Genomic DNA, 26554 nt, shown 5'->3' with positions numbered 1-26554 from the left:
CAAGGAAGATCAGTGGCTGGCAACAAGGAAGTTCCCAGGGTTAAAACCCCACCCTCCAGTGGCGGTCATCACGTCCCCCACCGCTTCATGACGGCTACCGAACTGGCTGAGCGCGATGCGCGACAAAGCGCTTACGACGCCATGCTCGCCCGGCAGCAAGCTTTTGAAGATCGACTTCAGGCCTCGACGAAAAAATCCGAAATCCCTCGCGCGGGATGCGTCTTTGCCAAGTCCTGCAACCTGCCGGACGCCATCATCGATTACTCGAATCCTTCGGGCGTGGTTCCGACCGACAGCCTCAAGGATTACGGCGAAATGACCTGGCTCGGTGCTCGTGATACAGACGATGCCGGACTGCTGAACCTCGAAACCATCAGTGGCAGTGCCGTCTCCCTCGGCATCGGTCGACTGGCCCTTAAAGCCCCGGCGCTCGCTGGACCTTTATTGGCACTGGAGGCTGCCAGTGCCGCCACATTGGCCGGTGTCGTCGCCTTGTTCTGGACGCCGAGCCGGGGTGACAGCGCGCTCTATACCGAAGATCAACTGCGTACCCTGAAACAGGCCAGAACCCGCGTTCGCTTGCAGGTCGAGCAACTGGCTGACGGCAGCCTCAAGGGTTACGGGTTCTACACCGGCAAGAACCGCGACTGGGAAATGGTCGATGTCATGCAGTTCACCCTGCGCGGCAGCCAGCAGGTGGCGGATCTCGGGGAAGGCGTTGAACTGATCTGGACACCGGCTGCGGATGGCTCGGACATCCTCGGCATCCCGGCGCTGGAGGCTGCACCGCAGGCGCCGCATATCTGGGTGTATCCGCCAACGCCGGCGGCGGCCAGCATCATCGTGAATCCGGTGTATCCGCCTGAGTACATGGATTTCGTTCTTGTGTTTCCGACGGGGTCGGGGGTGAGGTCTCTATATGTGGTAGTGGCAAGGCCTATCAGCGGCGACCTCTCGGAATCCTTGTAGAGAACACCATTAACAACGGAGGTTTAATGTGGGTAGCCAATGGGTCGCCATTCTCCAACCTTACTTTCGCCACACGATTGAAATCACCGATTCTGACTACCAGATCTCTTTTGACGACCGCGAAAATTGGTAATCGAGAAATTACGAAAACCACAGACCAAAAAAAACCCGACCAGTCACCTGATCGGGTTTTTTCGTTACCCATTCCCGCTTAGTGCGAAACGCGGCTCGTCCCATCAACAGTAGCAATCCGTACCCGCTCGCCAACGCGGAACACTTCATTCTCCTGAACCTGCTGAACATAGGCGCGCATGCTGCCGTCGTCTTCGCGAACGGTGATTTCGACGCCTTGAGTGCGGGTCAGGCCTTCTTCGGCCGCCGAACCTACCAGGCCGCCAGCGACTGCGCCGATGACCGCGGCAACGATGCTGCCTTTGCCGCCGCCGATGGCACTACCGCCTACGCCGCCGACCACGGCGCCTGCAGCACCGCCGATTGGGGTTTTGGTGCCTTCGATTTTCACTGGGCGCAACGCTTCGATGGTGCCCATACGAATCGTTTGCACACGACGCGCTTCATCACGGGAGTAAGAGTCACCGGTCAGGCTGGATTGGCAGCCAGTGAGCAACATCGCCATCGTGGAAAAGGAAGCAACCAACAAAACAGACTTACGCATAGCATCAACTCCAAAGGACAGGTGATCATTAAACCCCGCAGCTTGACGCCTGTCACGGCATCGCCGGGATAAAAATGTTTTGATTCAGGCCCGGTACAGGCGCCACAACACATTCACGCCCCAAGGATTGTCATGGACTATTTCATCATTTTCATCACGACCGTCGCCGGTCTGTACTTCCATTGGTGGCTGTACGTGCGGATAAAACGCTGGATGGACCGCGACCTGGCGTTGGCCCTTGCCGGGAACAATGAACAGAAAAAAGCTTTCATGCTCCAGCAACTGGCGAACGCTCACGCACAGAAAATCAAGCGTCGAGACCTGCCCCAGTGGCTTGAGACCGCTGCTGCAGGGTATCCCGATCGGTAGACTTCTTAGGGTGCCAGACGTTCAAGAATCCAGTCGGCGCCCTGCAGGCGGTAGTTGAGGCGATCATGCAGGCGGCTCGCACGGCCCTGCCAGAACTCGATGCGCTCGGGCAGCAAACGATAACCGCCCCAGTGATCCGGGCAATGCGGTGCAGTGTCGCTGAAACGTTGCTCTGTGTTCTTGAGCAGCGCTTCCAGTTCGGCACGATCGGCAATCACCCGGCTCTGCGGTGACGCCCAGGCACCGAGTCGGCTGCCCAGCGGACGGACCTGGAAATAAGCATCGGACTCTTCCGGCGAGACCTTCACCACTTGACCTTCGATGCGCACCTGACGCTCCAGGGCCGGCCAGAAAAAGGTCATGGCGGCGAATGGATTCGCCGCCAGATGCTGACCCTTGGCACTTTCGTAGTTGGTGAAGAACGTAAAGCCCTGCTCGTCCAGACCTTTGAGCAAGAGAATGCGGCAATGAGGCCGACCGTCCTGATCGACCGTCGCCAATGTCATGGCGTTAGCCTCCACCGGCGCTTGCTCGGTTTTCACCGCGTCGGCAAACCACTGGTGGAACAGCCCGAACGGCTCTGCCGGGGCTTGCGCCTCGGCCAGGCCATCACGGGTGTAGTCACGACGCATATCTGCCAGGCCCTGGGTCATGGCGCATTCCTTTTGGTTAACGAATCACTTTTTGGTGGCGTCAGCCGCGACGTCGACTTTTTTGGCATCGGCTACGGCTTTGGCCGGCGCCGTTTTCTTCGCTGGTGTTGCGGTTTTAGCCGGCGCTTTCTTGGCGGTGGCTTTCTTGGCCGGGGCCTTTTTTGTCGCCGGCACAGCCGCTTTCTTCGCCGCTGGCGCAGGGGTGACCGGTGTCGCCACTGGCTTGATGTCCTTCGCCGCGATCATAGTCACTGGCGCCGGAGCCGGCATGTTGTACTTGGCCAGCAACGCCACCATGGTGTTCTGCGGGGTCACCAGCAATTCCACGCGACGGTTCAAGGCACGACCTTCAACACTGTCGTTAGCCGCACGCGGGGCGTCACCGCCCATGCCGCGGAGCATCAGGCGATCACGCTGCAAACCGCTTAGACGGAAGATGGCGGCGACGGCTTGTGCACGTTCCTGGCTCAGTTTCACATTGGCCGGTGCGGCACCCGCGGTATCGCTGTGACCGAGTACCAGCACGGACGTTTTCGGATCGACTTCAAGGATTTTCGCGACACGGGTGAACGGGCCGAGGGTGACAGGCAGCAGCATAGCTGGACGATCCGGGTTGAACGAGCCTTCTACCGGCGCAGTCACCACCAATACGTTTTCGCGGCGTTCAAGTTGCAGGTTGCTGTCCTTGATTGCTTCGCGCAGACGCGGTTCGTAGTCGTCGAGCCAAGCCTGGGTGACTTTCGGGTCTATTGGCGCAACTTTGGTAGCGCTCTGATCCTTGCCGCCGAACGGCCACCACCACGAGTTACCCGTGGTATCAGACTTGGCGACCGGGACCGGTTTGGCTTCAGGTTTTACTTCCGGCCTGGCAGCGGTCTTGTCAGCGGCATCATCGGAGCCGAACGGCCAGTACCAGGGGCTGGCGCTTTCACTTTTGGCAACAGGTGCAGTGGCAGCAACTTTCAGCGGGGCTGGGGCAGGAACCGGGCTCGGTTCTTTGGCCGCGACTTTGTCGGACGAACCGAACGGCCACCAACTGCCACCATCGGAATCACTTTTTGGGGTCTGTGCACAACCGGTGATAGCAAAGCACAGGGCCAGGGCAAGCGTTGGTTTGGATGACATCGGATATCCACAAAATATGAAGTAATGAAAAATCAGACCGAATCGGCCCGTACAAACTGACGTTATGAAACCGAAAAGACTGTCGGGTTCCGGTACAGGAACCCTTGAGCGGGTTTTACAGACAAGTGGCCAGTACTCGCGCAAGCTTCTGCGCGCGTGGATCCATCAAGACGTACGGCCCCAGGGTATTTGTCACAAAACCGAAGGCAACATCGTGTTCCGGGTCTGCAAAACCGATGGAGCCGCCAGCGCCCGGATGGCCGAACGCCCGTGGGCCGAGGCCGTAGGTCGCGTTGGGAACGTCCGGTTGATCGAGCATGCACCCCAGACCAAAGCGGGTCCGAGTCAATAAAGTCTTGTCGTCGCCGAGGCTGTGTTCCCGGGTCAGCTCATCGAGCATTTCGCCTTCCAGCAAACTGCCATCGAGCAGACCGGCGTAGAACCCGGCCAGGCTGCGTGCATTGCCATGGCCATTGGCAGCGGGTTGCTGCATGCGCCGCCACTCGGGTTTGTTGGTGCTGGTCATGATCGATGGCGGATTGGTGAAGGCCCGGGTGGTCATGGCCGTCGGTTCACGCAGGGTCACTTGAAGCAGGCGCTGGGCGGCGGCATCGCCGACATTACCCTTGCCACGCGCGATGTGCGCCACGCGATGGAATTCTTCATCAGACAGACCGACATGGAAATCCAGGCCCAATGGCTTGGCAATCCGCGCGACGATGGATTCGCCCGGCCCGCGACCGTCGGCACGGCGCAGCAACTCGCCCACCAGCCAGCCGTAAGTGATTGCGGCGTAACCGTGACCTTGGCCCGGCGTCCACCACGGCGCTTCGGCCGCAAGGGCATCGACCATGGTTTGCCAGTCGTAAAGCGCTTCCGGGGTCAGCAATTCGCGCAATGCCGGGAGGCCTGCCTGATGGCAGAGCAATTGGCGCAAAGTCACGGACTCTTTGCCGGCGGCAGCAAATTCGGGCCAATAGCGGGCAACCGGTGCATCCAGTTGCAACTTGCCTTCCGCCACCAGTTGCAGGGCCGTGACCGCGGTGAATGTCTTGGTGCAGGAGAACAGGTTGGCGATGGTGTCGCTATGCCAGGCTTCGCTGCCATCCTTGTCGGCGGTACCGGCCCAGAGGTCGAGGACGGTTTCACCGCCGACCTGGATGCACAAGGCTGCGCCACGTTCCTGAGGATCGTCGAACAGCGCCGCGAACGCTTCGCGTACGGCTTCGAACTTGAGCTCGTAATGACCCTGAATCTGCACCCGCATTGCTCCTGGATAATCGCTATACAAAGTGGCCCGCATTGTTCCAGCCCTAGAGGGATTTGGGAACAGGGTTAGGCTGGGCGGTCGCCAGGTTATCTGCTTGCCTGAACATATCGCTGATGCTGATGACGCGGTATTTCAGGACTCAGTGTCCCTGGCCAGAATGCCCACCGGCTCCCCTGCCCGGGCCTTTGCCGGCCTCGGCCTTTCTCCCGCCTTCGCCATCGTGGCTGGCCTTGTCTGCCTCGGCCGCCGCTTTCGTGGCCTCTTTGCTCAACTGATCGACAGCCGCCAGGTTGCTCTTGCGCACGGCCTCCACGAACCCTTGGAACGGCAGATCAGTCATCCCCACCAGACCGAAGTGACCATTCTCACCGTCCAGCAACCGCCCGGTCACGGGTTGGTCCAGGTATTGAAACCAATGCACACCGACAATCGACGGCTCGCTCAGCGCCTGCTTGAGGAAGTTCGCGTAGGCCGGCCCACGGTCTTCTTCCTTGGCCAATTGCGTCACGCCGCCCCAGAACGGCCCCCGATCCGCCGAGCCAACGTTGAATTCGGTGATCAGTATCGGTTTGTCGAGGCTGCGCAACCTGGCGAAGTCGTAACCGTCCTGCGGTTGCAAGGTGTACATGTTGAAGCTCAACACGTCGCAATACTGGGCGCAGGAGTCCACGGCTTCCGGGGTGCTGATGGCGAAACGACCGCCCAGCAACAGCTGGTTCGGTGCGTGCCACTTGAGCGAGTCCGAGATCGTCTTGAAGTAGGTATCCGCGAAGACCTTCTGGAAGTATTTGAAGTCGGCCTCGATTTCCGGGTGGTCAGCGCTTGGCAGCGGCGGCACGAACCCCGGGTCTTCCATCAATTCCCAGGCTGGCAAATCGATGCCCCACGCTTTGGACAGCCCCGCCTGATTGCGATATTTATCGCGCAGTTGCTTGAGAAACGCGCGTTTGGCCGGCACGTCAGTGGTCATTTTCAAGGTGCCGTAAGCCAGCGCATAACGGGCTTTCGGGTCGTCACCGGGACCGGCCCAGGCCAATTCGTTGTCGGCGTAGTAGCCGATCAGCCATGGATCGTCGCGATGATCGCGGGCGGCGATGGCCACGGCGCGTTCGGTGGCCATGGCGAAACGCGGGTCAAACGGGTCGGGCATGCCGCCCCACCAGTCGGTGCCGGTGCTGATGCTGGCGTAATCGCCGACGATCGACAGCGGCAAGGTGTAGGGCACGCGATCAGCATCGCCGAGCGCCGGGGCGCTCCAGTTGCCGAGGGTGTTGAAGCCCCAGGCTTGCAGACGATCGAGGGTGTGGCCGGTCCAGCGTGGTTCATCCACCACCGCTTTGCAGGGCTCCGCGGGTTTCTGTTCAGACGCTTTTACTTCGGTTGCTTCGGCTGCGCCGGTCTTGGCCGCTTCGGCGACACCGGATTCGGCGGTCGAAGACGTTACCGGTGGTTCGGCAGCCTTCTGGACCGTCGCTTCGACCGCATCGGCCTTGGCCGCTTCGGCAACACCGCCCTTGGTGTCGCTGCCCAGCGCACACGGTGCGCCATACAGGCGCTGCAAATTGGCACCGTAAAAATCGTACCAGCGACCAGCGTTGTAGCCTCGGCCCTGATCGGCACCGTTGCCGCCGCGGTTATCACCGTCACCAAAATGGGTGGCCAACGGCTCGTCGGGTGTTGGCAGGGATTGGAACATCCACTCACGGCCGGCGACGTAGGTCTGGTTGACGTCCGGGGCCACGGTATTGACCCCAAGCGAATAGAACGGATGCCCTTGAGGGGTTACCAGGTACCAGCGACCGTCACGTTTCTCGGTGCGGAAAAAGCCGCTGGCCTTGAATGTCGGGCCTGTGGTCCAGCCACCGAAGGTGTCCAGGGAGGATTTCTCACGCTCGGCCAGCCAGGTTTTCAGTTGTTGCTGTTCCTTGGCGGCGGCGCTTTTCAGTTGCTCATCGCTGCTGATTTTTTCCGGCCATTTGGCCCGGGTCGACTGACCGTAAGCATCCACCAACCCGCCATAGACGGCTTGAGTCACAGCCTCACCATCCTGCACGCCAAAGCGTTCCAGCAAGATGTTCTGGGCCACTTTTGGCTGATCCATCGACAAGGTCACCGACACCACCTGGCTGCGATCCAGTTCACCGGCACTGCTGGCCAACAAAATGCGCTGGCCGTCGACCGTCATCGGCATGGGCGGCCCGGCTTTCATGCCTTGGCTCAAGGGGGAGCTTGCCACCAACGGCACCAGTAAAGTCTGCGCAGGACCGGCCGGTAAATCGACGCGACTGACCAGCGTCTTGCCGTCGTTGCTCTGGATTTTCACGTACAGGGTCACGGCCCAATCCATTGCGCTCTGGATCCGCAGGCTCATGACGCCCGACTGCGACCAGTCCCAGGCACCGGTTTGCGGGGTCAAACGTAGACTCGGCTGGGCCACCGGGTTGAACGTCACCCGGCGCAACACTTCGCCTTCGGCTGTTTGCTCCGCATTGGACTGCGGCAGGCTGGCGTCCTGAGTCGCCACCTGGACCACGTCAGCGGGGCGTACGAAGTTAAACAGCGTCTGTTGGCCGGCAGGGGCCGCCAGCAACGGGGCTGCGAACATCAAGGCGAATACAGCAGGCAACGAGCGGCAAATCATAGGAACGTGGTTCTCCCTAACGACCTTCAAAGGTCAGTGGAAAAGCGATGGTAGAGAGATAGACAACGCGGCGGGCAAATGTGCCCACCGGTGTATCAGGAAATTTCGCGGCGGAACGGCGGTAGCGCATTGAGGATGGCTTTGCCATAACGCTGGGTAACCAGGCGTCGATCGAGCAAGGTGATGGTGCCGCGGTCTTCTTCGGTACGCAGCAAGCGACCGCAGGCCTGGACCAGCTTCAGCGAAGCATCCGGCACGGAAATTTCCATGAACGGATTGCCACCACGGGCCTCGATCCATTCCGCCAGCGCTGCTTCGACGGGATCGTCCGGCACCGAGAACGGAATCTTCGCGATCACTACGTGCTCGCAATACGCACCCGGCAGGTCGACCCCTTCGGCAAAACTTGCGAGGCCGAACAGCACACTGGAATCCCCGCCATCGACGCGTGCCTTGTGTTTGTTCAGGGTTTCCTGCTTCGACAGGTTGCCTTGAATGAACACTTGCTTGCGCCAGTCGCGGTCGAGGCCGTCGAACACGTCCTGCATCTGTTTGCGCGAAGAGAACAACACCAGCGTGCCCCGGGAGCCTTCAACCAGTTGCGGCAGATCACGAATGATCGCCGCGGTGTGGGCCGGTGCATCCCGCGGATCGGCTTTCAGGTCGGGCACTCGCAGCACGCCGGCATCGGCGTGGTGAAACGGGCTCGGGACCACCGCGGTCACGGCTTTTTTCGGCAGGCCGGCACGCATTCGGAAACGGTCGAAGGTGCCGAGGGCCGTCAGGGTTGCCGACGTTACCAACGCGCCGTAAGCGACGTTCCACAGGTTTCGTCGAAGCATTTCTGCGGCAAGGATCGGGCTGGCGTTGACCTCGATGTCGAACAGCGAACCGCTTTCTGCCAACGTCAGCCAACGGGCCATGGGCGGGTTGTCTTCCGGGTCTTCAGCAGTGAACGCCACCCACAGTTCCCAATTGCCCGAAGAACGGGACAACAGGCTGCCGAACAATGGATACCACTCTTCGGCCTGATTACTGGCGATGCCGATGTTGACCTCGCCGTCCATGCCTTCCTTGAGCAATTCAGTGAGCCGGGTAAACAGGTCGGTGAGCCGGGCAAAGCCCTTCTTCAGCTCGACACCCATCTCGCGCATGTGCTCGGGAATCACCCCGCCGACAAACCGGTGACGCGGCCGCTCGCGACCTTCGACGTCTTCGCCGGGTTTGAAATCAGCGACCTGCTCGCAAGCGGTGAACATGAATTGCTGCTGGGTCTTGATCTCGCGGGCCAGTTCCGGCACTTGTTCGATCAACTTGCCCAAATCGCCGGGCAGCGGATGCTGGGCCAGCAATTTAGTGAGGTTTTTCGCGGTGGTTTCCAGCCAGTCGGCGGTGGAACGCAGGCGGGTGTAATGGGCAAAGTGGCCGATGGCCTTGTCTGGCAGGTGATGGCCTTCGTCGAACACGTAGAGGGTATCGCGTGGGTCCGGCAGCACGGCACCGCCACCCAGCGCCAGGTCGGCCAGGACCATGTCGTGGTTGGTCACAATGACGTCGACCTTGCCCATGCCTTCGCGGGCCTTGTAAAAGGCGCACTGGCCGAAGTTCGGGCAATGGCGGTTGGTGCACTGGCTGTGATCGGTGGTCAGACGCGCCCAGTCGGCATCTTCCAGCGCGGTGGACCAACTGTCGCGGTCGCCGTCCCATTTATTGCCGGCGAGTTTTTCGATCATGCTGGTGAACAGTTTCTGGCTGGCCTCGTCGACCTCGATCTTGAAGCCTTCTTCTTCGAACAACTGCGCCGTGGCCGTTTGTGCGTGGCCTTCCTGCAGCAACATGTCGAGCTTGGACAGGCACATGTAGCGCCCCCGGCCCTTGGCCAACGCGAAGCTGAAATTAAGCCCGCTGTTGCGCATCAAGTCGGGCAAATCCTTGTAGACGATCTGCTCTTGCAGGGCGACGGTGGCCGTGGCGATCACCAGGCGTTTGCCGGCAGCCTTGGCGGTCGGGATCGCCGCCAGGCTGTAGGCCACGGTTTTGCCGGTACCGGTGCCGGCTTCCACCGCGACAATCGCGGGGTCGCCACTGCGCCGGCCTTCGTCGTCGGTGTCGATATCCCCGAGGACCTTGGCAATTTCGGCGATCATCAGGCGTTGGCCGTAGCGCGGCTTGAGGCTCTTGGCTTCGAGAAAACGCGAATAGGCGCCCTGGATCGTGGTTTTGAGTTCGGTGCTGATCATGGATTGTCGGGCGCTAAAAACGCTGGATAAATTTTCAGTGGTTTCGGATGGCGGCTATCATACCCCGCTAATTAATCCCGCGCAGAACGGAGTACCCCAATGACACCTTTTGGCATCGTTTATACCCTGCATGTCCTGTCCGCCCTGGTGTGGGTAGGCGGCATGTTTTTCGCCTGGATGGTCTTGCGCCCCGCGGCCATGAAGGCGCTGGAAGGCCCCGCCCGCTTGAAACTGTGGGTGGAAGTGTTTCAAGGATTTTTCCGTTGGGTCTGGGTCGCGGTGGTGCTGCTGCCAATCAGCGGCGTCGGCATGATTCATCTGCAATATGCCGGGTTCGAGGCCGCGCCGCGGTATGTGCAGGTGATGATGGGGTTGTACGTGGTAATGACGGCGCTGTTTATCCGGATCCAGGCATTGATGTTGCCGGAGTTGCGCGCAGCGGTGACGGCGCAGGATTGGCCGGCGGGCGCTGCGGTGCTTGGGAAGATTCGGCGGTTGGTGGGGATTAATCTGTTGGTGGGCTTGCTGCTGGTGGCGATTGCGGCTGCCCGACCGATGTTCTAATGATCGCTCCCACGCTCTGCGTGGGAACGATAGTGAACTGTTTACAACCGCTGAACAGTTACAGAACCCGCCGCACCGGCAGGCCCAGGCTGTCCATCCGCACCCGGATGGCCACTTTTGCCGCCATCGGCCTTGTACACCAGACAGCCTTTGGCCTGGCCACCCGCCCCCGGTTTACCGCCAGGGCCAGCGATGCCACCGGCGCCGCCAGCGACCTGCACCTTGATTTTATCCGCAGGGTAATCGCGCGGTACTTCCAGCTTCACCAGCGCACCCGCAGCCCCCGGCTGACCATCACTGCCATTGCTGCCATCGGCACCGCGACCGGCCTGGCCCCACGTGCAACCCGGATCCTGGCCATTGGCGCCGTCAAGACCAAAAAACCCCGGTGCGCCTGCGCCGCCGCGAGCATCTACCAACAATTGCGGAGCGTTCAACGCCTTGATCTGCAAATTCAGGTTACGCCCCGAACGTGCCGCCTTCTGGAAACTCCCCGGCGCCCCCCTCGCGGTGATCTGGCTGCCTTCCGACAACTCAGCACGATGCACTTTCAATTCCAGTGGTTGCTCACTCGGCACGATGGCAATTCGCGCCTCACGCCCAAGACGCAACTCACCCACGGTCACTTCGGTGACGTTCGAAGGAATCAACAACGTGCCGTAATCGGCGACGTCCAGCCGCTCCAGTTGCAAGGTGCTGGCCGTGTTGGGCAAGCGCATCAACGAGTTGGCTTCGACACTGACCACCTGAGCGCAGGCCAATGGACTGATAAATGCGGCGAGCAGACAGAGATTACGCATGGGAAGCCTTCGGTACGGAGGGAGCTGGGAGGGTTTGAAGATGGAAGACGCCGAAAATGGCAATTTGCAGACGATCACGCCAAGGGTGGGCGCGGCCTTTGAGGCTGCGGTTGCAGAACACCAGCTCCAGCAGATGGAACAGTGCCAGCAAGCCCCCGGCCAGATTGACCAACGGGTGCAGCGGATAAACAAACGGCGTGAGCAGATTGACCAGCACCACCATCCAGAACAGCAGGGTCAATAATTTCCCCAGCCCCCAAAACACCTTCATACGCTCCCCCGCCGATCATTATTCTTTGGACGCACAGTAACGGCTTCCACGCGGGATATGCCAGAGGGCAACGGAAAATTCTTCATGAAGACCGCCGAATGGCCATCGGCATCACCGACTGGGTGTGCCGATGGCTCTATTTAGCGACTTAGCGATTGATGTGCAATTCCACGCGACGGTTTTTCGCGCGGCCTTCGTCAGTCGCGTTATCGGCTATAGGCTGACTTTCGCCCTTGCCTTCACTGGTGAGTTTGTTCGGGTCCAGCCCCTGGTTCATCAGATAGGCCGCCACGCTGGTGGCGCGACGTTCCGACAAGAATTGGTTGTAGACATCGGAACCGACGCTGTCGGTATAGCCAACCACCTTGATACTCACCACATCGGCGCTTTGCAATTTCGGCATCAGCGCATTCAGCTGATTCTGCGCAGCCGGGGTCAGGTCGGATTTATTGAACGCAAACAGCACGTCGCCCGCATCGCTGAGGGTGATGACTTCCTCGGGTACAGGTTCGGCAGGTTTCACACTGACCTGATATTGCGGCAGTGGGCAACCACGATGATCGACCTGGGTATTGGCGGGTGTATCGGGGCAACGATCGCGTCGATCGAAAACGCCGTCGCCATCTTCGTCGCCATCCTGGGCGTAACAGATCAAGCCACCGGTCAAGATCCCGAGCGCTGCTCCGCCGGCCGCCCAGCCGCCACTTTCGATGGCGCCCAACCCGCCGCCCACCAGCCCGCCAATGACGCTGCAGATCGGCCAGGTGCGTTGATTGAGGGGGGCAGTGCCATCGCTGTGAGTTGCGCAACCGGTCAACACGCTGCCAAGCAGCAGAACCGGCAGGACGGTCCTTGTGAGAACGCTCATATTGAAAGCTCCTGTGTTACCGGCCCATACCGGTTACACAGGAGTAAAGACCCGCTTGCGCGACTACACAAGCCGCGGAGCGGAAGGGACTTTAACGGTTGATTTTGATTTCCGTGCGACGGTTCATCGCGCGGCCGTCAGCCGTTTTGTTATCGGCGACCGGCTGGCTTTCACCGGCACCGACCACAGACACGAAGCTGCTGCGTGGCACGCCTTGCGCGATGAGGTATTCAACCACCGAGTGAGCGCGTTTATCCGACAGTTTCTGGTTGTAGGCATCGCTGCCCACGCTGTCGGTATGACCCGTTACGGTCAGTTGTGCAGTAGGCGCTTCCGCCTTCAAGCGAGTGGCGATCTTGTCCAGAACCTGCTTGTCGGATGGTGTGAGTGTGGCTTTGTCAAACTGGAAGTGAACATCGCGGATGACGATGGTTTCTTCCTTGACCACAACAGCCTCTTCAACCACCGGTGCAGGTGGAGGGCAACCGTTGGCATCGACTTTCACGCCGTGCGGTGTGCCCGGGCACTTGTCACGGCTATCCGGTACACCATCACCGTCTTCGTCGCCATCACCGTGAACCCAGCAATAGGCCGCTGCCGTGCCGCCGACGAGCAGCGCGCCATAGCCTGCCCATGCGGAACTCTCGGTCGCGCCGAGACCCGCGCCCACGACACCACCGACAGCCGCGCAGGTCGGCCAGTCGGTTTTCTGCAAACCTGCGCAACCAGTCAACACACTGGTGAGCAGAACCAAGGGTAATGCTGTCCGAACTATGCTCATCTAGTTTTCTCCTGAGGGATCGGCTTAGAACCGATTCAGGTAGTAAAGACCCGACTATTAAACTCCGCCAGCAATAGGCCATGGCTGTTTTATTCCATTGCGGTAAACGCGCTCTAGGCCCGGACGTTCAGGCAGGCTAGTCTTGGTGCTCTGATTGAGGATCTTTAATGATTGCAGCAATTTCTTCACGCACGCCGCAACAGGCGCTGGCCGCTTTGCTGGACCTTTACGCTCCCGCGCAGCTGTTGCTGATCGGCGCAAGTGAGTTTCCCGCCCTGGAAGCGTTTAAGCTGGCCCACCCGGATACATGTGTTGCTCATGCGGCTCCGGGGCCGTTGCCGGCGGAACTGGCGGCACGCCGGTTCGATCTGGCGCTGGCGGTCGATTGCCTCGAACATTTGCCAAAACGCGATGGACTGAACCTGCTCGGCGGGATCCGCAACCTCAACGCAAGCCGCATTGCGGTGCTGGCCGACTTGTCGGCCAGCGGCTGGCAGGAGACGGATTTTTTCTCCCTGGCGCTGCAAGCCAGCGAGCGCTTCCAGCGCGATGAACAGGTATTGACCCTGTTCACCTATGATCTGCTTGACTACAAACAAGTACCCGACTGGCTCAACTCACGCTTTTGGGCCAACCCGGAAAACTTCGGGAAATATTGGTGGTAATGCAATGAGTACATCCATTTGCCCTTGCGGCAGCGGCACCCTGCTCGATGCCTGCTGCGGTCATTACCACGCCGGGCATCCGGCGCCGTGTGCCGAAGCCTTGATGCGCTCGCGCTACAGCGCCTACGTGCTGGGGCTGATCGACTATCTGGTGGCGACCACCCTGCCCGCGCAACAGGCCGGACTGGATCGTCAGTCCATCAGCAACTGGAGCGCGCAAAGCACCTGGCTTGGCCTGGAGGTGGAAAGCTCCGAAGTCTTCGGCGGCCAGCCGGAGCACGCCTTCGTGACCTTCACTGCACGCTGGCACGATGGCAGCGGCGAACACAGCCACCGCGAGCGCTCGTCCTTCGTGCAGAACGCCGGCCACTGGTATTTCATCGACCCGACGGTTCAACTCAAGGCCGGGCGCAATGACGCCTGTCCGTGCGCCAGCGGGCAGAAATTCAAGAAATGTTGCGCGGGGTATTTCAACACTTGAGGTGGGCGACAGGTTCAAGGGAGATACACGAGCATGATCACCCGGCGACACGCACTCAATCTGCTCAGCCTGCTCCTGTTTCTGGGGCTCGCTGGCTGTGCGTCGTGGTTCGATGACGACGAGCCGGACCCCGAGGTGCATCTCATCAAGGTTGAAGTGGTGCGGGCGAAACTGCTTGAGCAGAAATTTCTCCTGCACTTTCGCATCGACAACCCCAACGACAGCGACTTGACCGTGCGCAGCCTTGAGTACCGAATTCACTTGGGAGACATCTTGCTGACCGAAGGTGAGTACGATCACTGGTTTACGATCAGCCCCAAGCACAGCGCTTACTTCAAAGTTCCGATCCGCACCAACCTCTGGCCCAAGGTGCGCGACCTGGTGAAAATGCTGAAAAAACCCGACCAACCCATTCCCTATCGTCTGGAAGGTGAACTGGAAACCGGTTTATTCATCGCACATGACGTGCACCTTGCGCGCAATGGCGTGATAATCCCCGCCGATTTAATTCCGGAGCACACCCGATGACCCAGCAACCCCACGTCCATGGCCCTGACTGCAATCACGATCATGACCATCACGACCACCACGATCACGACCATGGCCATGTTCACGGCCCGAACTGCGGCCACGCTCACCAGGAACCGGTACGCAACGCCCTGAAAGACGTCGGCCGCAACGACCCTTGCCCGTGCGGCAATGGCAAGAAATTCAAGAAGTGCCACGGCGCTTGAGGCTTCGGGCGAAGAACTGCTTCGCCTGTTGAATCGCCTTCGCGAGCAGGCTCGCTCACAGGGGTTCTATGGACGACATATAACTCCTGTGCGAGCCTGCTCGCGAAGAGGCCCTCAAGGGCACACTCAGTTCAGAATCTGCGCAGTACTCAGGACCGTCGCATACTCCCCATGCAAATTCCCCAGCGACATCGCATGCACATCCTCAGCTGAACGCGCCGTGCCAAAATAATCCGCCTTGTCGAAGGTAAAGCACGCGTCCTCTGCCACCCACGTTTCAAACCCCAGATTCCCGGCCGTTCGCGCCGTGGACTCCACCGAGTTATTCGTCGCCACACCCACAATCACCAACTGCTCAATCCCCGCTTCGCGCAAACTCGCCTCCAGCTCCGTACCACAAAAAGCATCCGGCACCTGTTTCTGGATTAGCTGTTCGCCGGTCATTGGCTGGAACCGCTCCTGAAATTCCACCCCCGACTGCTGTGGCCAGAACACTGAATCCGGAGAGCGGGACAGGTGCTGCACATGAATCACCGGCCGCCCGGTTCGGCGCCAAAATGCCAACAGATCAAGGATTCGCTCCTCGGCCTGAGGATTATTCCGGCGACCGAGCCGGGGATGCAGAATGCCGTTTTGTTGATCGATGATGATCAATGCTGCGCGGGACTTGAGCGCCATGCCGGTTTTTTCTCCTGCGGGGTCATTGAATTTCACCCACTTCAGCATCACCTCCAATAACAGGCAAGCCATCGAACGCAAACAGGACGACCTGATGCCTGCGGTTGCTGTCTCACCTGACACCCTCCTGATGTGGAGCACTGCATGATCGACCTGTATTACTGGACCACCCCCAACGGCCACAAAATCTCGATATTCCTGGAAGAGACAGGTCTGCCCTACCACGTTCACCCGATCAACATCAGCCAGAACGAGCAGTTCAAACCCGGGTTCCTGACAATCTCGCCGAACAACAAAATCCCGGCCATCGTCGATCATGAGCCGGTCGATGGTGGTGAACCGTTATCGGTGTTCGAGTCGGGGGCGATCTTGCTGTACCTCGCGGAAAAAACCGGTCGGTTCCTGCCCAAGGACTTGCGCGGTCGTCAGCTGGCGCTGCAATGGCTGTTCTGGCAAATGGGCGGTTTGGGGCCGATGGCCGGGCAGAACCATCACTTCAGCCAGTTCGCGCCGGAGAAAATCCCCTACGCGATCAAGCGCTACATCGATGAAACCGCACGCTTGTACGGGGTGCTGGACAAGCACCTGGCGACCCATGAGTTTGTCGCCGGCAGCGAGTACAGCATTGCCGACATGGCGATCTACCCGTGGATCGTGTCCCACCAGTGGCAGAGCCAAAACCTGGAAGATTTCCCGAACGTGCTGCGCTGGTTCAACCACATCCAGAATCGCCCGGCGACCGTAAAAGCCTATGCCCTGGCAGCCAAAATCAACCCGCCAAAACCCTGAGCCTTTCCCCAAGATCATTCCCACGCTCTGCGTGGGAATGCCTCTACGGACGCTGCGCGTTCGGCTTCGAAAAGAAATAACCCCGTCGCCGCTTGCGCGCCCTCCTCCTGCTCACTAACGTAGCGCCTTTATTGCGTCTTTACCCCCGCAGGAGCTTTGCCATGGCCTCGCCAGCCCTTACACATTTTCTTCCCCGGTTCGGCGTTGCCGCAGCAGTGGCCGGCGTTCTGAGCCTGTCCGGTTGTCAGACCCGGGACGCTCAGGACACCCTCCTGCCGACCTCCGGTGTGCAGCCGCTCAAGGGCTTGGCGCAGAACGTTTCGGTGCGCCGCAATGCCATGGGCATGCCGTTGATCGAAAGCAACAGCTTCCACGACGCGTTGTTCACCCTCGGTTACGTCCACGCCAGCGACCGCATCACGCAAATGGTCACCCTGCGCCTGCTGGCTGAAGGCCGTCTCGCAGAGATGTCCGGCGCCGATTTATTGGACGCCGACCGCTACATGCGCGCAGTGAATCTGAAGAAGAGCGCCGGCGAACTGTACAAAGCTTCTTCGCCGCGCCTCAAACGCTTCTTCGAAGTCTATGCGCGAGGCGTCAACGCCTACCTGTTCCGCTATCGCGACAAGTTGCCAGCGGATCTCGCGGCCACCGGTTACACGCCTGAGTACTGGAAGCCGGAAGATTCGGCGCTGATTTTCTGCCTGCTGAACTTCAGTCAATCGGCCAACTTGCCGGAAGAAATTTCCTCGTTGATGCTGGCCCAGACCGTCACCACCGACAAACTCGCCTGGCTGACGCCGTCGGCGCCCGATGAAAAACTGCCGTTGGGCGAAGCCGATAAACTGCAGGGCATCAAGCTCAACGGCGCGATCCCCGGCCTGGCCGAAATCAGCAAAGCCACGGGCCAACTGTCCGACCTGAATCTGTTGGGCGCCACCTCGTCGAACAACTGGGCAATCGCCCCGCAACGCAGCCGCAGTGGCAAAAGCCTGCTGGCCAGTGACAGCCATGGCCCGCTCGGTGTGCCGTCGCTGTTCAGTTACGTGCAGATTCGCGCGCCGAAATATCAGGCGGCGGGCGTGACCATTGCCGGTTTGCCGATGGTACTCGGGGGGTTCAACGGCAAAGTGGCCTGGAGCATGACCACGGTCATGGGTGACAACCAGGACCTGTTCCTGGAAAAAATCAAACGCCAGGGCAACGGCCTCACGTATGAAGTGGCCGGCAAGTGGCAGCCCGTCGTCGTGCGCAACGAAACCTACTTCGTCAAAGGTCAGCGGCCGATTCGCGAAACGATATACGAAACCCGTCACGGCCCGCTGCTTAACAGCGCCCAAGGCACTACGCTGGCAAACGGTTTCGGCCTCGCCCTGCAAATGCCGAACTTCACCGACGACAAAACCCTGGACGCGTTTTTCGACCTGTCCCGGGCCCAGACCGTCGAGAAAGCCTCGGACGCCAGCCGCGAAATCCGCGCCATCGCCCTGAACCTGGTCTTCGCCGATGCGAGCAACATTGGTTGGCAAGTCACCGGCCGCTACCCGAACCGCCGCGAAGGCGAAGGCCTGCTGCCATCGCCGGGTTGGGAAGGTCGCTACGACTGGGACGGTTACGCCGACCCGATGCTGCACCCCTATGATCAGGATCCAGCCCAAGGATGGCTCGGCACCGCCAACCAGCGCGTCATTCCCCATGGCTACGGCATGCAACTGTCCAATTCCTGGGCAGCACCGGAGCGTGGCGAACGCCTGGCCGAACTGGCGGGCGCCGGCAAACACGACACGCGCAGCGTAATCGCGATGCAATACGACCAGACCACCACGTTCGCCGCCAAACTGAAGAAGGTGTTTGAAGCACCGGGCATGGCCCAGCCGCTCAAACAGGCCATCGAAGCGCTGCCGGTTGCCGATCGCGGCAAGGCTCACGAGGCGTATACCCGCCTGATGGCGTTCGACGGCAAACTCAGTTCGACCTCGGCTGACGCTGCGATTTACGAACTGTTCCTGCAGGAAAGCATGAAGCAAATCTTCCTCGACGAACTGGGTCCGGAAAGCAGCCCGACGTGGAAAGCCTTTGTCGCCAATGGCAAGTTGTCCTACGCGGCGCAGGCCGATCATTTGCTGGGACGCGAAGACAGCCCGTTCTGGGATGACGCCCGCACACCGCAGAAAGAAGATAAACCGGCGATCCTCGCCCGTAGCCTGGCGGCAGCAATCAGCGCTGGTGACAGTCAGCTGGGCGGCGATCACAAAGCCTGGCAGTGGGGGAAATTGCACCGTTACGAGTGGAAAAACGCCAACGGCCAGACCGTTCGCGGGCCAGTCGCAGCGGGCGGAGATCACACCACGCTGAACACGTCGGCTTTCGCTTGGGGTCAGGACTTCAACACCTCGCTGGCGCCGGCCATGCGCTTTATCGTCGACTTCGGCCAGCCCGAGCCGCTGATGGGCCAGAACGGCACCGGTCAGTCGGGCAACCCTGCCAGCCCTAACTACCTGAACAGCATCGATCCTTGGCTCAAGGGGCAATACATGAGCCTGCCGATGCAGCCGCAGAACTTTGACAAGGTGTACGGCAAGACTCAACTGACCCTGACACCCGGAAAGTAAGGCTCACCACCGAGCAAATGTGGGAGCGGGCTTGCTCGCGAAAGCGATCTGACATTCAGCATCGTCGTTGAATGTTAAGCCGCCTTCGCGAGCAAGCCCGCTCCCACATTGGAACGTTGTTCGCCAATGAAATCTCGATAGAACTTCTGGCTTCACGCCAACCTCATAGCTAACAAGTCCCTCCATTTTGGTAACGATATGGACCTTGTTATCGCGCGTCCTGAAGGTTTGTACTGCCCGGCCGGGGATTTCTACATCGACCCATGGCAGCCGGTCGAACGCGCGATCATCACCCACGCCCACAGCGACCATGCCCGTAGCGGCAATCGTCATTACCTGGCCGCATCGGCCGGCGAGGGCATCCTGCGCGCTCGTCTCGGTGCGGACATCAACCTGCAAACCCTGCCTTACGGCCAGCCCCTCCAACATCATGGCGTCACCCTCAGTTTTCACCCCGCTGGCCATGTGCTCGGTTCGGCCCAGGTGCGTCTGGAATACGAGGGTGAGGTCTGGGTTGCTTCGGGGGATTACAAAACTGAAGCTGACGGCACGTGCGCGCCCTTCGAACCAGTGCGGTGCCACACGTTCATCACCGAATCGACCTTCGGCCTGCCGATCTATCGCTGGCAGCCCCAGGCCGAGGTGTTCACCGAGATCAATCAGTGGTGGCAAGCCAATGCCGCTGCCAACATCGCTAGCGTGCTGTTCTGCTACTCGTTCGGCAAAGCCCAGCGCATTCTCCATGGCATCGACGCCAGCCTCGGCCCCATTCTGGTACATGGCGCCGTGGAGCCACTCAATCAGGTGTATCGCCAGAGCGGCGTTTACCTGGCTCCGACGATCTATGCCGGCGACGTCAAAAAGAGCGACCCGATGATGCCCAAAGCGCTGATCATCGCCCCGCCGTCAGCAGGCGGCAGCACCTGGATGCGGCGTTTCGGCGAGTACAGCGACGGCTTCGCCAGCGGCTGGATGCGCTTGAGGGGCACTCGCCGTCGGCGCGGCGTCGACCGAGGATTTGTACTGTCCGACCATGCCGATTGGCCGGGCCTGCTGTGGGCGATCAAACAGACCGGCGCCGAGCGCGTCATGGTGACCCACGGTTCGGTCGGCGTGCTGGTGCGCCATCTGCTCGAACAAGGTCTGGATGCACAAAGCTTCACTACCGAATACGGCGATGACGAGGAAGAAAGCGCCGGGACAGAATCCGAGAACGACAAGGTGCTTGCATGAAGGCATTCGCCGAGCTGTATGCCGAACTCGACGCCACCACGTCGAGCAACGCCAAATTGGTCGCGATGCAACACTACTTTACCCAGGCCACGCCGGAAGATGCCGCCTGGGCGGTGTATTTTTTGTCCGGTGGGCGACCTCGACAATTGGTGCCGGTGCGCGTGTTGCGAGAGCTGGCGCAAGCGCTTTCCGGGCTGGAACCTTGGCTATTCGAAGAGAGCTATCAAGCAGTCGGCGATCTGGCAGAAACCATCTCGCTGGTGTTGCCCGAGTCGCCGCACCGTTCCACTGAAGGGTTGGCGGTATGGATTGAAGACAAGCTGCTGACCTTGCGCGGCGAATCACCCGAATTGCTTGCCCAGCGTCTGCCCGAACTCTGGTCGCAACTGGATCGCGCCAGCCTGATGCTGTGCATCAAACTGATCACCGGCAGCTTCCGTGTTGGCGTCTCCAAGCTGCTGGTGACCCGAGCGCTAGCGGCCATGGCCGGGCTCGACAGCAAACGCGTGGCCCAGCGCATGGTCGGGTACACCGACCTGACAAATCGCCCGAATGCGGCGAGTTACCTGAAACTGATCGCCGTCGAATCCGCAAGTGAACACGCTGAACGGGGTGGTCAACCCTACCCTTTTTTTCTGGCCCATTCGCTGGCGCAACCCGTCGAGCAGTTCGAACGGTTGATTGGCCCCGCCAGCCATTGGCTGGTGGAATGGAAATGGGATGGCATTCGCGCCCAAATGGTCAAGCGTGACGGGCGGTTGTGGATCTGGTCCCGGGGTGAAGAATTGGTGACCGAGCGCTTTCCCGAGTTCGATCATCTAACACACGGCTTACCCGACGGCACCGTGATCGATGGTGAAATCGTCGCCTGGAAAAGCGCCCGCCCCGACACCGAAGATGCCTTCGATCCAGCCTCACCCGCCGCCCCCGCCGTGCAGCCGTTTGCCCTGTTGCAGCAGCGCATCGGACGCAAAGTCCTCGGCAAGAAAATTCTCGATGAGGTGCCGGTGGTCTTGCTCGCCTACGACCTGCTGGAGTGGGCCGGTGAGGACTGGCGCACGCGGCCTCAGGCCAGGCGGCGCACCCAACTGGAGCAGGTGATCGCCGCCTGCCACGACCCGGTGTTGTTGCTCTCCCCGGTATTGACCGGCGAGGACTGGCTGGACCTCGCCCGCCAAAGGGAAGCTTCCCGCCGTCTCGGCGTCGAAGGCATGATGCTCAAGGCGCGCGATGCGCTGTACGGCGTGGGTCGGACCAAGGACATGGGCGTGTGGTGGAAATGGAAAGTCGACCCGTTCAGCGTCGATGCGGTGCTGATCTATGCCCAACGAGGTCATGGACGGAGGGCCAGTCTCTACAGCGATTACACCTTCGCGGTCTGGGATGGCCCGCCCGACGCCAGCGAACGCACGTTGGTGCCCTTCGCCAAGGCTTATTCAGGACTCACCGACGAAGAAATGCGCCAGGTCGACAGCATCGTACGCAAAACCACGGTGGAGAAATTCGGCCCGGTGAGCAGCGTGAAACCCACCCTGGTGTTTGAGTTGGGGTTCGAAGGCATTGCCCTGTCAAAACGTCACAAGAGCGGGATCGCCGTGCGTTTTCCGAGAATGCTGCGCTGGCGTCAGGATAAGTCAATCGATGAGGCAGACAATCTCGGCACCCTGCAAAATTTACTGAGCTGAACCCCTCTCCTACATTAATTTGTGCCACCCCGAACCATCTTGGTGCGACACTTCCACGGCGCCCGTTTTCGTGCACAATTCCCGCGCAGTCACTTCTTGTATGACCTTTTAAAACGCTTGTTCGGGACTCTGGTTCGGAAATTGCTACTTTCAATAGGTCTTACGCTTACCAGTAACAATAACTCTGCGCCACAAGCGCTCATATTGGTTCTTAGGGATTGAATAATGAAAAAAGCATTGCTGACCCTTTCTGCACTGGCGTTGTGCATGGCTGCTGGTTCCGCCATGGCAAAGGAATACAAGGAACTGCGTTTTGGCGTTGACCCTTCCTATGCACCGTTCGAGTCGAAAGCGGCCGACGGCAGCCTGGTAGGCTTCGACATCGATCTGGGGAACGCGATCTGCGCCGAGCTGAAGGTCAAGTGCAAATGGGTCGAAAGCGATTTCGACGGCATGATTCCGGGACTGAAGGCCAATAAATTCGACGGTGTGATCTCTTCGATGACCGTCACCGAAGCCCGCGAAAAAGTCATCGACTTCTCCAGCGAGCTGTTCTCCGGCCCGACCGCCTACGTGTTCAAAAAAGGGTCTGGCGTGACTGAAGACGTCGCCTCACTCAAGGGCAAAACCGTCGGCTACGAGCAAGGCACCATCCAGGAAGCCTATGCCAAAGCCGTTCTGGACAAGGCTGGCGTGAAAACCCAGGCCTACGCCAACCAGGATCAGGTCTATGCCGACTTGACTTCCGGTCGTCTCGACGCAGGGATTCAGGACATGCTGCAAGCCGAACTGGGCTTCCTGAAGTCGCCACAAGGCGCCGACTATGATGTCAGCAAGCCGGTCGACGACCATTTGCTGCCGGCCAAAACGGCTGTCGGTATTAAGAAAGGTAACACCGAGCTGAAAGCGCTTTTGGATAAAGGTATCAAAGCGTTACACGATGATGGCAAATACGCCGAGATTCAAAAGAAACACTTTGGCGATCTGAATCTGTACAGCGGCAAATAATGCCCGGCGCCCATCTCGCGATGGGCGCTTTTTTCATCCGATCAGGTTGCTGATTTATGTTCGAAAACCTACTACAAAATCTGGGGCTCTCTGCCTTCAGCCTCAAGGGCTTCGGTCCGTTGCTGATGCAAGGCACCTGGATGACGATCAAATTGTCGGCGTTGTCGCTGTTGGTGGCCGTGTTGCTCGGCTTGCTGGGCGCCAGTGCCAAACTGTCCAAAGTCAAACTGGTGCGCGTGCCGGCGCAGGTCTACACCACGTTGATTCGCGGCGTCCCGGACTTGGTGCTGATGCTGTTGATTTTCTACAGCCTGCAAACCTGGCTGACGTCGTTCACCGACTTCATGGAATGGGAATACATCGAGATCAACCCATTCAGCGCCGGGGTCATCACCCTGGGCTTCATCTATGGCGCGTACTTCACCGAAACCTTCCGTGGCGCGATTCTCGCGGTACCGCGTGGCCAGGTCGAAGCCGCAACCGCGTATGGCCTCAAGCGTGGCCAGCGTTTCTGGATCGTGGTGTTCCCGCAAATGATGCGTTTTGCCCTGCCGGGGATCGGCAATAACTGGATGGTGATGCTCAAGGCCACTGCGCTGGTGTCGATCATCGGCCTCGCCGACCTGGTCAAAGCCGCTCAGGACGCGGGCAAAAGCACCTATCAACTGTTCTATTTCCTGGTGCTGGCCGCGGTGATTTACCTGCTGATTACCAGCGCTTCCAACTTCGTCCTGCGCTGGCTCGAGCGCCGTTACGCCGCTGGTTCCCGGGAGGCCGTACGATGATCGAACTCTTGCAGGAATACTGGAAACCCTTCCTTTACACCGACGGCCAGAACATCACAGGCCTGGCCATGACCCTATGGCTGCTCAGTGCCTCGATTTTCATCGGTTTCCTGGTGTCGATCCCGCTGTCCATCGCCCGGGTCTCGCCTCACTTCTACGTCCGTTGGCCGGTGCAGTTCTACACCTATCTGTTCCGTGGCACACCGCTCTATATTCAGCTGCTGATTTGCTATACCGGCATCTACAGCCTGGCCGCCATCCGCGCACAACCGGTGCTGGATGCGTTTTTTCGCGACGCGATGAACTGCACCATCCTCGCCTTCGCCCTCAACACCTGCGCCTACACCACGGAGATTTTCGCCGGGGCGATTCGCAGCATGAACCACGGCGAAGTCGAAGCCGCCAAAGCCTACGGCCTGACCGGCTGGAAGCTGTATGCCTACGTGATCATGCCGTCGGCCCTGCGTCGCTCGTTGCCTTATTACAGCAACGAAGTGATTCTGATGCTGCACTCGACCACCGTGGCGTTCACCGCGACCATCCCGGACATCTTGAAAGTCGCTCGGGACGCCAACTCGGCGACCTTCCTGACCTTTCAGTCATTCGGCATTGCCGCACTGATCTACCTGACCGTGACCTTCGCGCTGGTCGGCCTGTTCCGTCTCGCCGAACGCCGCTGGCTGGCCTTCCTCGGGCCGACCCACTAGGACCCGCTTTAGGAATAAAGAGACATGCGCCACCAGATTCATGACCTGCTGGCCCCGCTGCCGGGGACTGCACGACAGATTCACAGTTTTCATTACGGCCCCACGTCGGCCCAAGGCAAGATCTACATCCAGGCGTCCCTGCACGCCGACGAAATGCCCGGCATGCTGGTCGCCTGGCACCTCAAGCAACGCCTGGCCGAACTTGAAGCCAGCGGCCGCCTGCGCAGCGAAATCGTCTTGGTCCCCGTGGCCAACCCGGTGGGTCTGGAACAAGTGGTGATGGATGTGCCACTGGGCCGTTACGAGCTCGAAAGCGGCCAGAACTTCAACCGCTGGTTCGTCGATGTCAGCGAAGCAGTCGGCAACGAGATCGAAGCCCAACTCAGTGACGATCCGCAGCGCAACCTCGGTCTGATCCGCGACAGTTTGCGCGACGCCCTCGCCCGGCAAACCGCCAGCACCCAGCTGCAATCCCAGCGCCTGACCCTGCAACGGCTGGCCTGCGACGCAGACATGGTGCTCGACCTGCATTGCGATTTCGAAGCCGTCGCGCACCTCTACACCACGCCGGAAGCCTGGCCGCAGGTCGAACCGCTGGCGCGTTATATCGGTGCCGAAGCGAGTTTGCTGGCCACCGACTCCGGTGGTCAGTCGTTCGATGAATGTTTCACCCTGCTCTGGTGGCAGTTGAAGGAGCGCTTCGGCGAACGCTTCGACATTCCGCTGGGCAGTTTTTCGGTGACGGTGGAATTGCGCGGTCAAGGTGACGTCAATCATCCGCTGGCCAGCCTCGATTGCCAGGCGCTGATCGATTACCTGATTCACTTCGGCGCCATCGCCGGCGAACCGGCGCCACTGCCCGAGTTGCCCTACCCGGCCACACCGCTGGCCGGCGTCGAGCCGGTGGAAACGCCGGTCGGCGGTCTGCTGGTGTTCACCGCACTGCCGGGGGAATACCTGGAAGCCGGGCAACTGATCGCCGAAATCATTGACCCGATCAACGATCGCGTCACCCCCGTTCATTGCACCGCCGCCGGGTTGATGTACGCCCGTTCGCTACGGCGCATGGCCACTGCCGGCATGGTGATCGCGCATGTCGCGGGCGCCGAAGCCTATCGCAGTGGCTACCTACTTTCGCCTTGAGGATGTCTGCCCCATGTACAAACTGACCATCGAAGGCCTGCATAAAAGCTACGGCGATCATCAAGTCCTCAAAGGCGTTTCGCTCAAGGCCAACACCGGCGACGTCATCAGCCTGATCGGCGCCAGCGGCTCGGGTAAAAGTACCTTTCTGCGTTGCATCAACTTTCTCGAACAGCCCAACGACGGCGCGATGAGCCTGGACGGGCAGAACATCCGCATGATCAAGGATCGCCACGGCATGCACGTGGCCGACGCCAACGAACTCCAACGGATCCGCACCCGCCTGGCCATGGTATTCCAGCACTTCAACCTGTGGAGCCACATGACCGTGCTGGAAAACATCACCATGGCACCGCGCCGGGTGTTGGGCTGCAGCAAGGAAGAGGCCGAAGACCGCGCCCGGCGTTACCTGGACAAGGTCGGCCTGGCCGCGCGCGTCGCGGACCAGTACCCGGCGTTCCTGTCCGGCGGTCAGCAGCAACGCGTTGCGATTGCGCGCGCATTGGCGATGGAGCCGGAAGTCATGCTGTTTGACGAACCGACCTCGGCGCTCGATCCGGAACTGGTGGGTGAAGTACTTCGAGTGATTCAGGGCCTCGCCGAAGAAGGCCGGACCATGATCATGGTGACGCACGAAATGAGCTTCGCCCGCAAAGTCTCAAGCCAGGTGCTGTTCCTGCACCAGGGGCTGGTGGAAGAAGAAGGTGCGCCAGACGACGTGCTGGGCAATCCGAAGAGCGAACGGCTGAAGCAGTTCCTCAGCGGCAACCTGAAGTAACACCGCAAACCTATGGGAGCGAGCTCGCT

27 protein-coding genes and 1 pseudogene are annotated in these 26554 nt (G+C 60.0%); 17 read left to right on the top strand and 11 right to left on the bottom strand.

From position 1 onward, the window contains the following. Nucleotides 1-12 precede the first annotated feature (12 nt). Both NL116_RS06810 and NL116_RS06805 read left to right on the top strand, forming a co-directional pair. Nucleotides 13-933 (top strand): annotated as a pseudogene (locus NL116_RS06810) (S-type pyocin domain-containing protein); the annotation flags it as partial. Between the two features lie 64 nt (nt 934-997). Beyond that, on the top strand, nt 998-1102 hold the full coding sequence (locus NL116_RS06805; protein ID WP_494376527.1) for a colicin E3-like toxin immunity protein: 105 nt from the start codon (nt 998-1000) through the stop codon (nt 1100-1102). 78 nt (nt 1103-1180) lie between these two features. On the opposite strand, the gene NL116_RS06800 is transcribed toward NL116_RS06805, so the two are convergent. Next, the gene (locus tag NL116_RS06800) at nt 1181-1645 is read right to left on the bottom strand and encodes an outer membrane lipoprotein (protein ID WP_123433764.1); all 465 of its coding nucleotides are present in this window, start codon (nt 1643-1645) and stop codon (nt 1181-1183) included. 132 nt (nt 1646-1777) lie between these two features. Between NL116_RS06800 and NL116_RS06795 the strand changes: the two genes are divergently transcribed. Next, nucleotides 1778-2014 (top strand): hypothetical protein, encoded by a 237-nt coding sequence (locus NL116_RS06795; RefSeq protein ID WP_494376526.1) that lies wholly within the window; start codon nt 1778-1780, stop codon nt 2012-2014. Between the two features lie 5 nt (nt 2015-2019). Here the strand turns inward: NL116_RS06795 and pdxH are convergent, their stop codons facing one another. From pdxH to dinG, 5 genes are all read right to left on the bottom strand, one after another. Continuing rightward, nucleotides 2020-2667, bottom strand: a complete 648-nt coding sequence (gene pdxH, locus NL116_RS06790; RefSeq protein ID WP_494376525.1) for a pyridoxamine 5'-phosphate oxidase — start codon at nt 2665-2667, stop codon at nt 2020-2022. 24 nt (nt 2668-2691) lie between these two features. After that, a complete protein-coding gene (locus NL116_RS06785) occupies nt 2692-3792 on the bottom strand; it encodes an OmpA family protein (protein ID WP_494376524.1) in 1101 nt (366 codons plus the stop codon). Nucleotides 3793-3907: 115 nt separating this feature from the next. Continuing rightward, nucleotides 3908-5053 carry a serine hydrolase domain-containing protein gene (locus NL116_RS06780; RefSeq protein WP_494376523.1) on the bottom strand — a complete coding sequence of 382 codons (1146 nt, stop codon included), beginning with the start codon at nt 5051-5053 and terminating at the stop codon, nt 3908-3910. Nucleotides 5054-5201: 148 nt separating this feature from the next. Further along, nucleotides 5202-7703, bottom strand: coding sequence for a beta-agarase (locus NL116_RS06775; protein WP_494376522.1), 2502 nt, complete (start codon nt 7701-7703; stop codon nt 5202-5204). A gap of 95 nt (nt 7704-7798) precedes the next feature. After that, nucleotides 7799-9943 carry an ATP-dependent DNA helicase DinG gene (gene dinG / locus NL116_RS06770; protein WP_494376521.1) on the bottom strand — a complete coding sequence of 715 codons (2145 nt, stop codon included), beginning with the start codon at nt 9941-9943 and terminating at the stop codon, nt 7799-7801. A 99-nt stretch (nt 9944-10042) separates the two neighbouring features. Here dinG and NL116_RS06765 point away from each other — a divergent pair, with 99 nt between their 5' ends. Then, nucleotides 10043-10507: a CopD family protein gene (locus tag NL116_RS06765; RefSeq protein WP_494376520.1), complete on the top strand. Its 465-nt coding sequence runs from the start codon at nt 10043-10045 to the stop codon at nt 10505-10507. Between the two features lie 41 nt (nt 10508-10548). Here the strand turns inward: NL116_RS06765 and NL116_RS06760 are convergent, their stop codons facing one another. The 4 genes from NL116_RS06760 to NL116_RS06745 all read right to left on the bottom strand — a co-directional run bounded on the left by NL116_RS06760 (nt 10549) and on the right by NL116_RS06745 (nt 13227). After that, on the bottom strand, nt 10549-11307 hold the full coding sequence (locus tag NL116_RS06760; RefSeq protein WP_494376519.1) for a collagen-like protein: 759 nt from the start codon (nt 11305-11307) through the stop codon (nt 10549-10551). Further along, nucleotides 11300-11578: a DUF1145 domain-containing protein gene (locus NL116_RS06755; protein WP_494376518.1), complete on the bottom strand. Its 279-nt coding sequence runs from the start codon at nt 11576-11578 to the stop codon at nt 11300-11302. Before NL116_RS06755 ends, NL116_RS06760 begins: the two co-directional genes overlap by 8 nt. A gap of 148 nt (nt 11579-11726) precedes the next feature. Beyond that, nucleotides 11727-12446: a PA1041 family peptidoglycan-binding anchor lipoprotein gene (locus NL116_RS06750; RefSeq protein ID WP_494376517.1), complete on the bottom strand. Its 720-nt coding sequence runs from the start codon at nt 12444-12446 to the stop codon at nt 11727-11729. A gap of 91 nt (nt 12447-12537) precedes the next feature. After that, complete coding sequence (locus NL116_RS06745; protein ID WP_494376516.1) at nt 12538-13227, bottom strand: PA1041 family peptidoglycan-binding anchor lipoprotein; 690 nt, start codon at nt 13225-13227, stop codon at nt 12538-12540. 167 nt (nt 13228-13394) lie between these two features. Here NL116_RS06745 and NL116_RS06740 point away from each other — a divergent pair, with 167 nt between their 5' ends. From NL116_RS06740 to NL116_RS06725, 4 genes are read left to right on the top strand one after another with little or no spacing between them, the layout of a single operon-like run. Then, the gene (locus NL116_RS06740; RefSeq protein WP_494376515.1) at nt 13395-13892 is read left to right on the top strand and encodes a DUF6231 family protein; all 498 of its coding nucleotides are present in this window, start codon (nt 13395-13397) and stop codon (nt 13890-13892) included. A 4-nt stretch (nt 13893-13896) separates the two neighbouring features. Beyond that, on the top strand, nt 13897-14373 hold the full coding sequence (locus tag NL116_RS06735) for a YchJ family protein (protein ID WP_494376514.1): 477 nt from the start codon (nt 13897-13899) through the stop codon (nt 14371-14373). A 33-nt stretch (nt 14374-14406) separates the two neighbouring features. Then, nucleotides 14407-14901: an LEA/WHy family protein gene (locus tag NL116_RS06730; RefSeq protein ID WP_494376513.1), complete on the top strand. Its 495-nt coding sequence runs from the start codon at nt 14407-14409 to the stop codon at nt 14899-14901. Beyond that, nucleotides 14898-15107 carry an SEC-C metal-binding domain-containing protein gene (locus tag NL116_RS06725; protein ID WP_007906737.1) on the top strand — a complete coding sequence of 70 codons (210 nt, stop codon included), beginning with the start codon at nt 14898-14900 and terminating at the stop codon, nt 15105-15107. The genes NL116_RS06730 and NL116_RS06725 overlap by 4 nt, the downstream gene beginning before the upstream one ends. Nucleotides 15108-15233: 126 nt before the next feature. Here NL116_RS06725 and NL116_RS06720 read toward each other — a convergent pair whose 3' ends face one another. Then, nucleotides 15234-15785 carry a cysteine hydrolase family protein gene (locus tag NL116_RS06720; RefSeq protein ID WP_494378014.1) on the bottom strand — a complete coding sequence of 184 codons (552 nt, stop codon included), beginning with the start codon at nt 15783-15785 and terminating at the stop codon, nt 15234-15236. Between the two features lie 144 nt (nt 15786-15929). On the opposite strand from NL116_RS06720, the gene NL116_RS06715 reads away from it, so the two are divergent. The 9 genes from NL116_RS06715 (at nt 15930) to NL116_RS06675 (ending at nt 26525) form a co-directional block, all read left to right on the top strand. Continuing rightward, a complete protein-coding gene (locus tag NL116_RS06715; RefSeq protein WP_494376512.1) occupies nt 15930-16574 on the top strand; it encodes a glutathione binding-like protein in 645 nt (214 codons plus the stop codon). A 161-nt stretch (nt 16575-16735) separates the two neighbouring features. Continuing rightward, nucleotides 16736-19186, top strand: coding sequence for a penicillin acylase family protein (locus tag NL116_RS06710; protein ID WP_494376511.1), 2451 nt, complete (start codon nt 16736-16738; stop codon nt 19184-19186). Between the two features lie 198 nt (nt 19187-19384). Continuing rightward, nucleotides 19385-20419, top strand: a complete 1035-nt coding sequence (locus NL116_RS06705; protein WP_494376510.1) for a ligase-associated DNA damage response exonuclease — start codon at nt 19385-19387, stop codon at nt 20417-20419. Beyond that, on the top strand, nt 20416-22104 hold the full coding sequence (locus tag NL116_RS06700; RefSeq protein ID WP_494376509.1) for an ATP-dependent DNA ligase: 1689 nt from the start codon (nt 20416-20418) through the stop codon (nt 22102-22104). The genes NL116_RS06705 and NL116_RS06700 overlap by 4 nt, the downstream gene beginning before the upstream one ends. A gap of 225 nt (nt 22105-22329) precedes the next feature. Continuing rightward, a complete protein-coding gene (locus tag NL116_RS06695; protein WP_494376508.1) occupies nt 22330-23112 on the top strand; it encodes a transporter substrate-binding domain-containing protein in 783 nt (260 codons plus the stop codon). 56 nt (nt 23113-23168) lie between these two features. Further along, a complete protein-coding gene (locus NL116_RS06690) occupies nt 23169-23897 on the top strand; it encodes an ABC transporter permease (protein ID WP_494376507.1) in 729 nt (242 codons plus the stop codon). Beyond that, nucleotides 23894-24604: an ABC transporter permease gene (locus NL116_RS06685; RefSeq protein WP_494376506.1), complete on the top strand. Its 711-nt coding sequence runs from the start codon at nt 23894-23896 to the stop codon at nt 24602-24604. The genes NL116_RS06690 and NL116_RS06685 overlap by 4 nt, the downstream gene beginning before the upstream one ends. 24 nt (nt 24605-24628) lie before the next feature. Next, nucleotides 24629-25747, top strand: a complete 1119-nt coding sequence (locus NL116_RS06680) for a succinylglutamate desuccinylase/aspartoacylase family protein (RefSeq protein WP_494376505.1) — start codon at nt 24629-24631, stop codon at nt 25745-25747. A 13-nt stretch (nt 25748-25760) separates the two neighbouring features. After that, on the top strand, nt 25761-26525 hold the full coding sequence (locus tag NL116_RS06675) for an ABC transporter ATP-binding protein (protein WP_027925665.1): 765 nt from the start codon (nt 25761-25763) through the stop codon (nt 26523-26525). Nucleotides 26526-26554 lie beyond the last annotated feature (29 nt).

This window comes from Pseudomonas sp. FBCC-B1667, from assembly GCF_059133255.1.
Note: the sequence above shows the minus strand (reverse complement) of the source record. Positions and strands in the feature narration are given on the sequence as shown.

Coding starts and splice junctions, on each gene's coding strand:
- NL116_RS06800 (WP_123433764.1), bottom strand. CDS start 1,645: ATGCGTAAGTCTGTTTTGTTGGTTGCTTCCTTTTCCACGATGGCGATG.
- NL116_RS06795 (WP_494376526.1), top strand. CDS start 1,778: ATGGACTATTTCATCATTTTCATCACGACCGTCGCCGGTCTGTACTTC.
- pdxH (WP_494376525.1), bottom strand. CDS start 2,667: ATGACCCAGGGCCTGGCAGATATGCGTCGTGACTACACCCGTGATGGC.
- NL116_RS06785 (WP_494376524.1), bottom strand. CDS start 3,792: ATGTCATCCAAACCAACGCTTGCCCTGGCCCTGTGCTTTGCTATCACC.
- NL116_RS06775 (WP_494376522.1), bottom strand. CDS start 7,703: ATGATTTGCCGCTCGTTGCCTGCTGTATTCGCCTTGATGTTCGCAGCC.
- dinG (WP_494376521.1), bottom strand. CDS start 9,943: ATGATCAGCACCGAACTCAAAACCACGATCCAGGGCGCCTATTCGCGT.
- NL116_RS06765 (WP_494376520.1), top strand. CDS start 10,043: ATGACACCTTTTGGCATCGTTTATACCCTGCATGTCCTGTCCGCCCTG.
- NL116_RS06760 (WP_494376519.1), bottom strand. CDS start 11,307: ATGCGTAATCTCTGTCTGCTCGCCGCATTTATCAGTCCATTGGCCTGC.
- NL116_RS06755 (WP_494376518.1), bottom strand. CDS start 11,578: ATGAAGGTGTTTTGGGGGCTGGGGAAATTATTGACCCTGCTGTTCTGG.
- NL116_RS06750 (WP_494376517.1), bottom strand. CDS start 12,446: ATGAGCGTTCTCACAAGGACCGTCCTGCCGGTTCTGCTGCTTGGCAGC.
- NL116_RS06745 (WP_494376516.1), bottom strand. CDS start 13,227: ATGAGCATAGTTCGGACAGCATTACCCTTGGTTCTGCTCACCAGTGTG.
- NL116_RS06740 (WP_494376515.1), top strand. CDS start 13,395: ATGATTGCAGCAATTTCTTCACGCACGCCGCAACAGGCGCTGGCCGCT.
- NL116_RS06735 (WP_494376514.1), top strand. CDS start 13,897: ATGAGTACATCCATTTGCCCTTGCGGCAGCGGCACCCTGCTCGATGCC.
- NL116_RS06730 (WP_494376513.1), top strand. CDS start 14,407: ATGATCACCCGGCGACACGCACTCAATCTGCTCAGCCTGCTCCTGTTT.
- NL116_RS06725 (WP_007906737.1), top strand. CDS start 14,898: ATGACCCAGCAACCCCACGTCCATGGCCCTGACTGCAATCACGATCAT.
- NL116_RS06720 (WP_494378014.1), bottom strand. CDS start 15,785: ATGGCGCTCAAGTCCCGCGCAGCATTGATCATCATCGATCAACAAAAC.
- NL116_RS06715 (WP_494376512.1), top strand. CDS start 15,930: ATGATCGACCTGTATTACTGGACCACCCCCAACGGCCACAAAATCTCG.
- NL116_RS06710 (WP_494376511.1), top strand. CDS start 16,736: ATGGCCTCGCCAGCCCTTACACATTTTCTTCCCCGGTTCGGCGTTGCC.
- NL116_RS06705 (WP_494376510.1), top strand. CDS start 19,385: ATGGACCTTGTTATCGCGCGTCCTGAAGGTTTGTACTGCCCGGCCGGG.
- NL116_RS06700 (WP_494376509.1), top strand. CDS start 20,416: ATGAAGGCATTCGCCGAGCTGTATGCCGAACTCGACGCCACCACGTCG.
- NL116_RS06695 (WP_494376508.1), top strand. CDS start 22,330: ATGAAAAAAGCATTGCTGACCCTTTCTGCACTGGCGTTGTGCATGGCT.
- NL116_RS06690 (WP_494376507.1), top strand. CDS start 23,169: ATGTTCGAAAACCTACTACAAAATCTGGGGCTCTCTGCCTTCAGCCTC.
- NL116_RS06685 (WP_494376506.1), top strand. CDS start 23,894: ATGATCGAACTCTTGCAGGAATACTGGAAACCCTTCCTTTACACCGAC.
- NL116_RS06680 (WP_494376505.1), top strand. CDS start 24,629: ATGCGCCACCAGATTCATGACCTGCTGGCCCCGCTGCCGGGGACTGCA.
- NL116_RS06675 (WP_027925665.1), top strand. CDS start 25,761: ATGTACAAACTGACCATCGAAGGCCTGCATAAAAGCTACGGCGATCAT.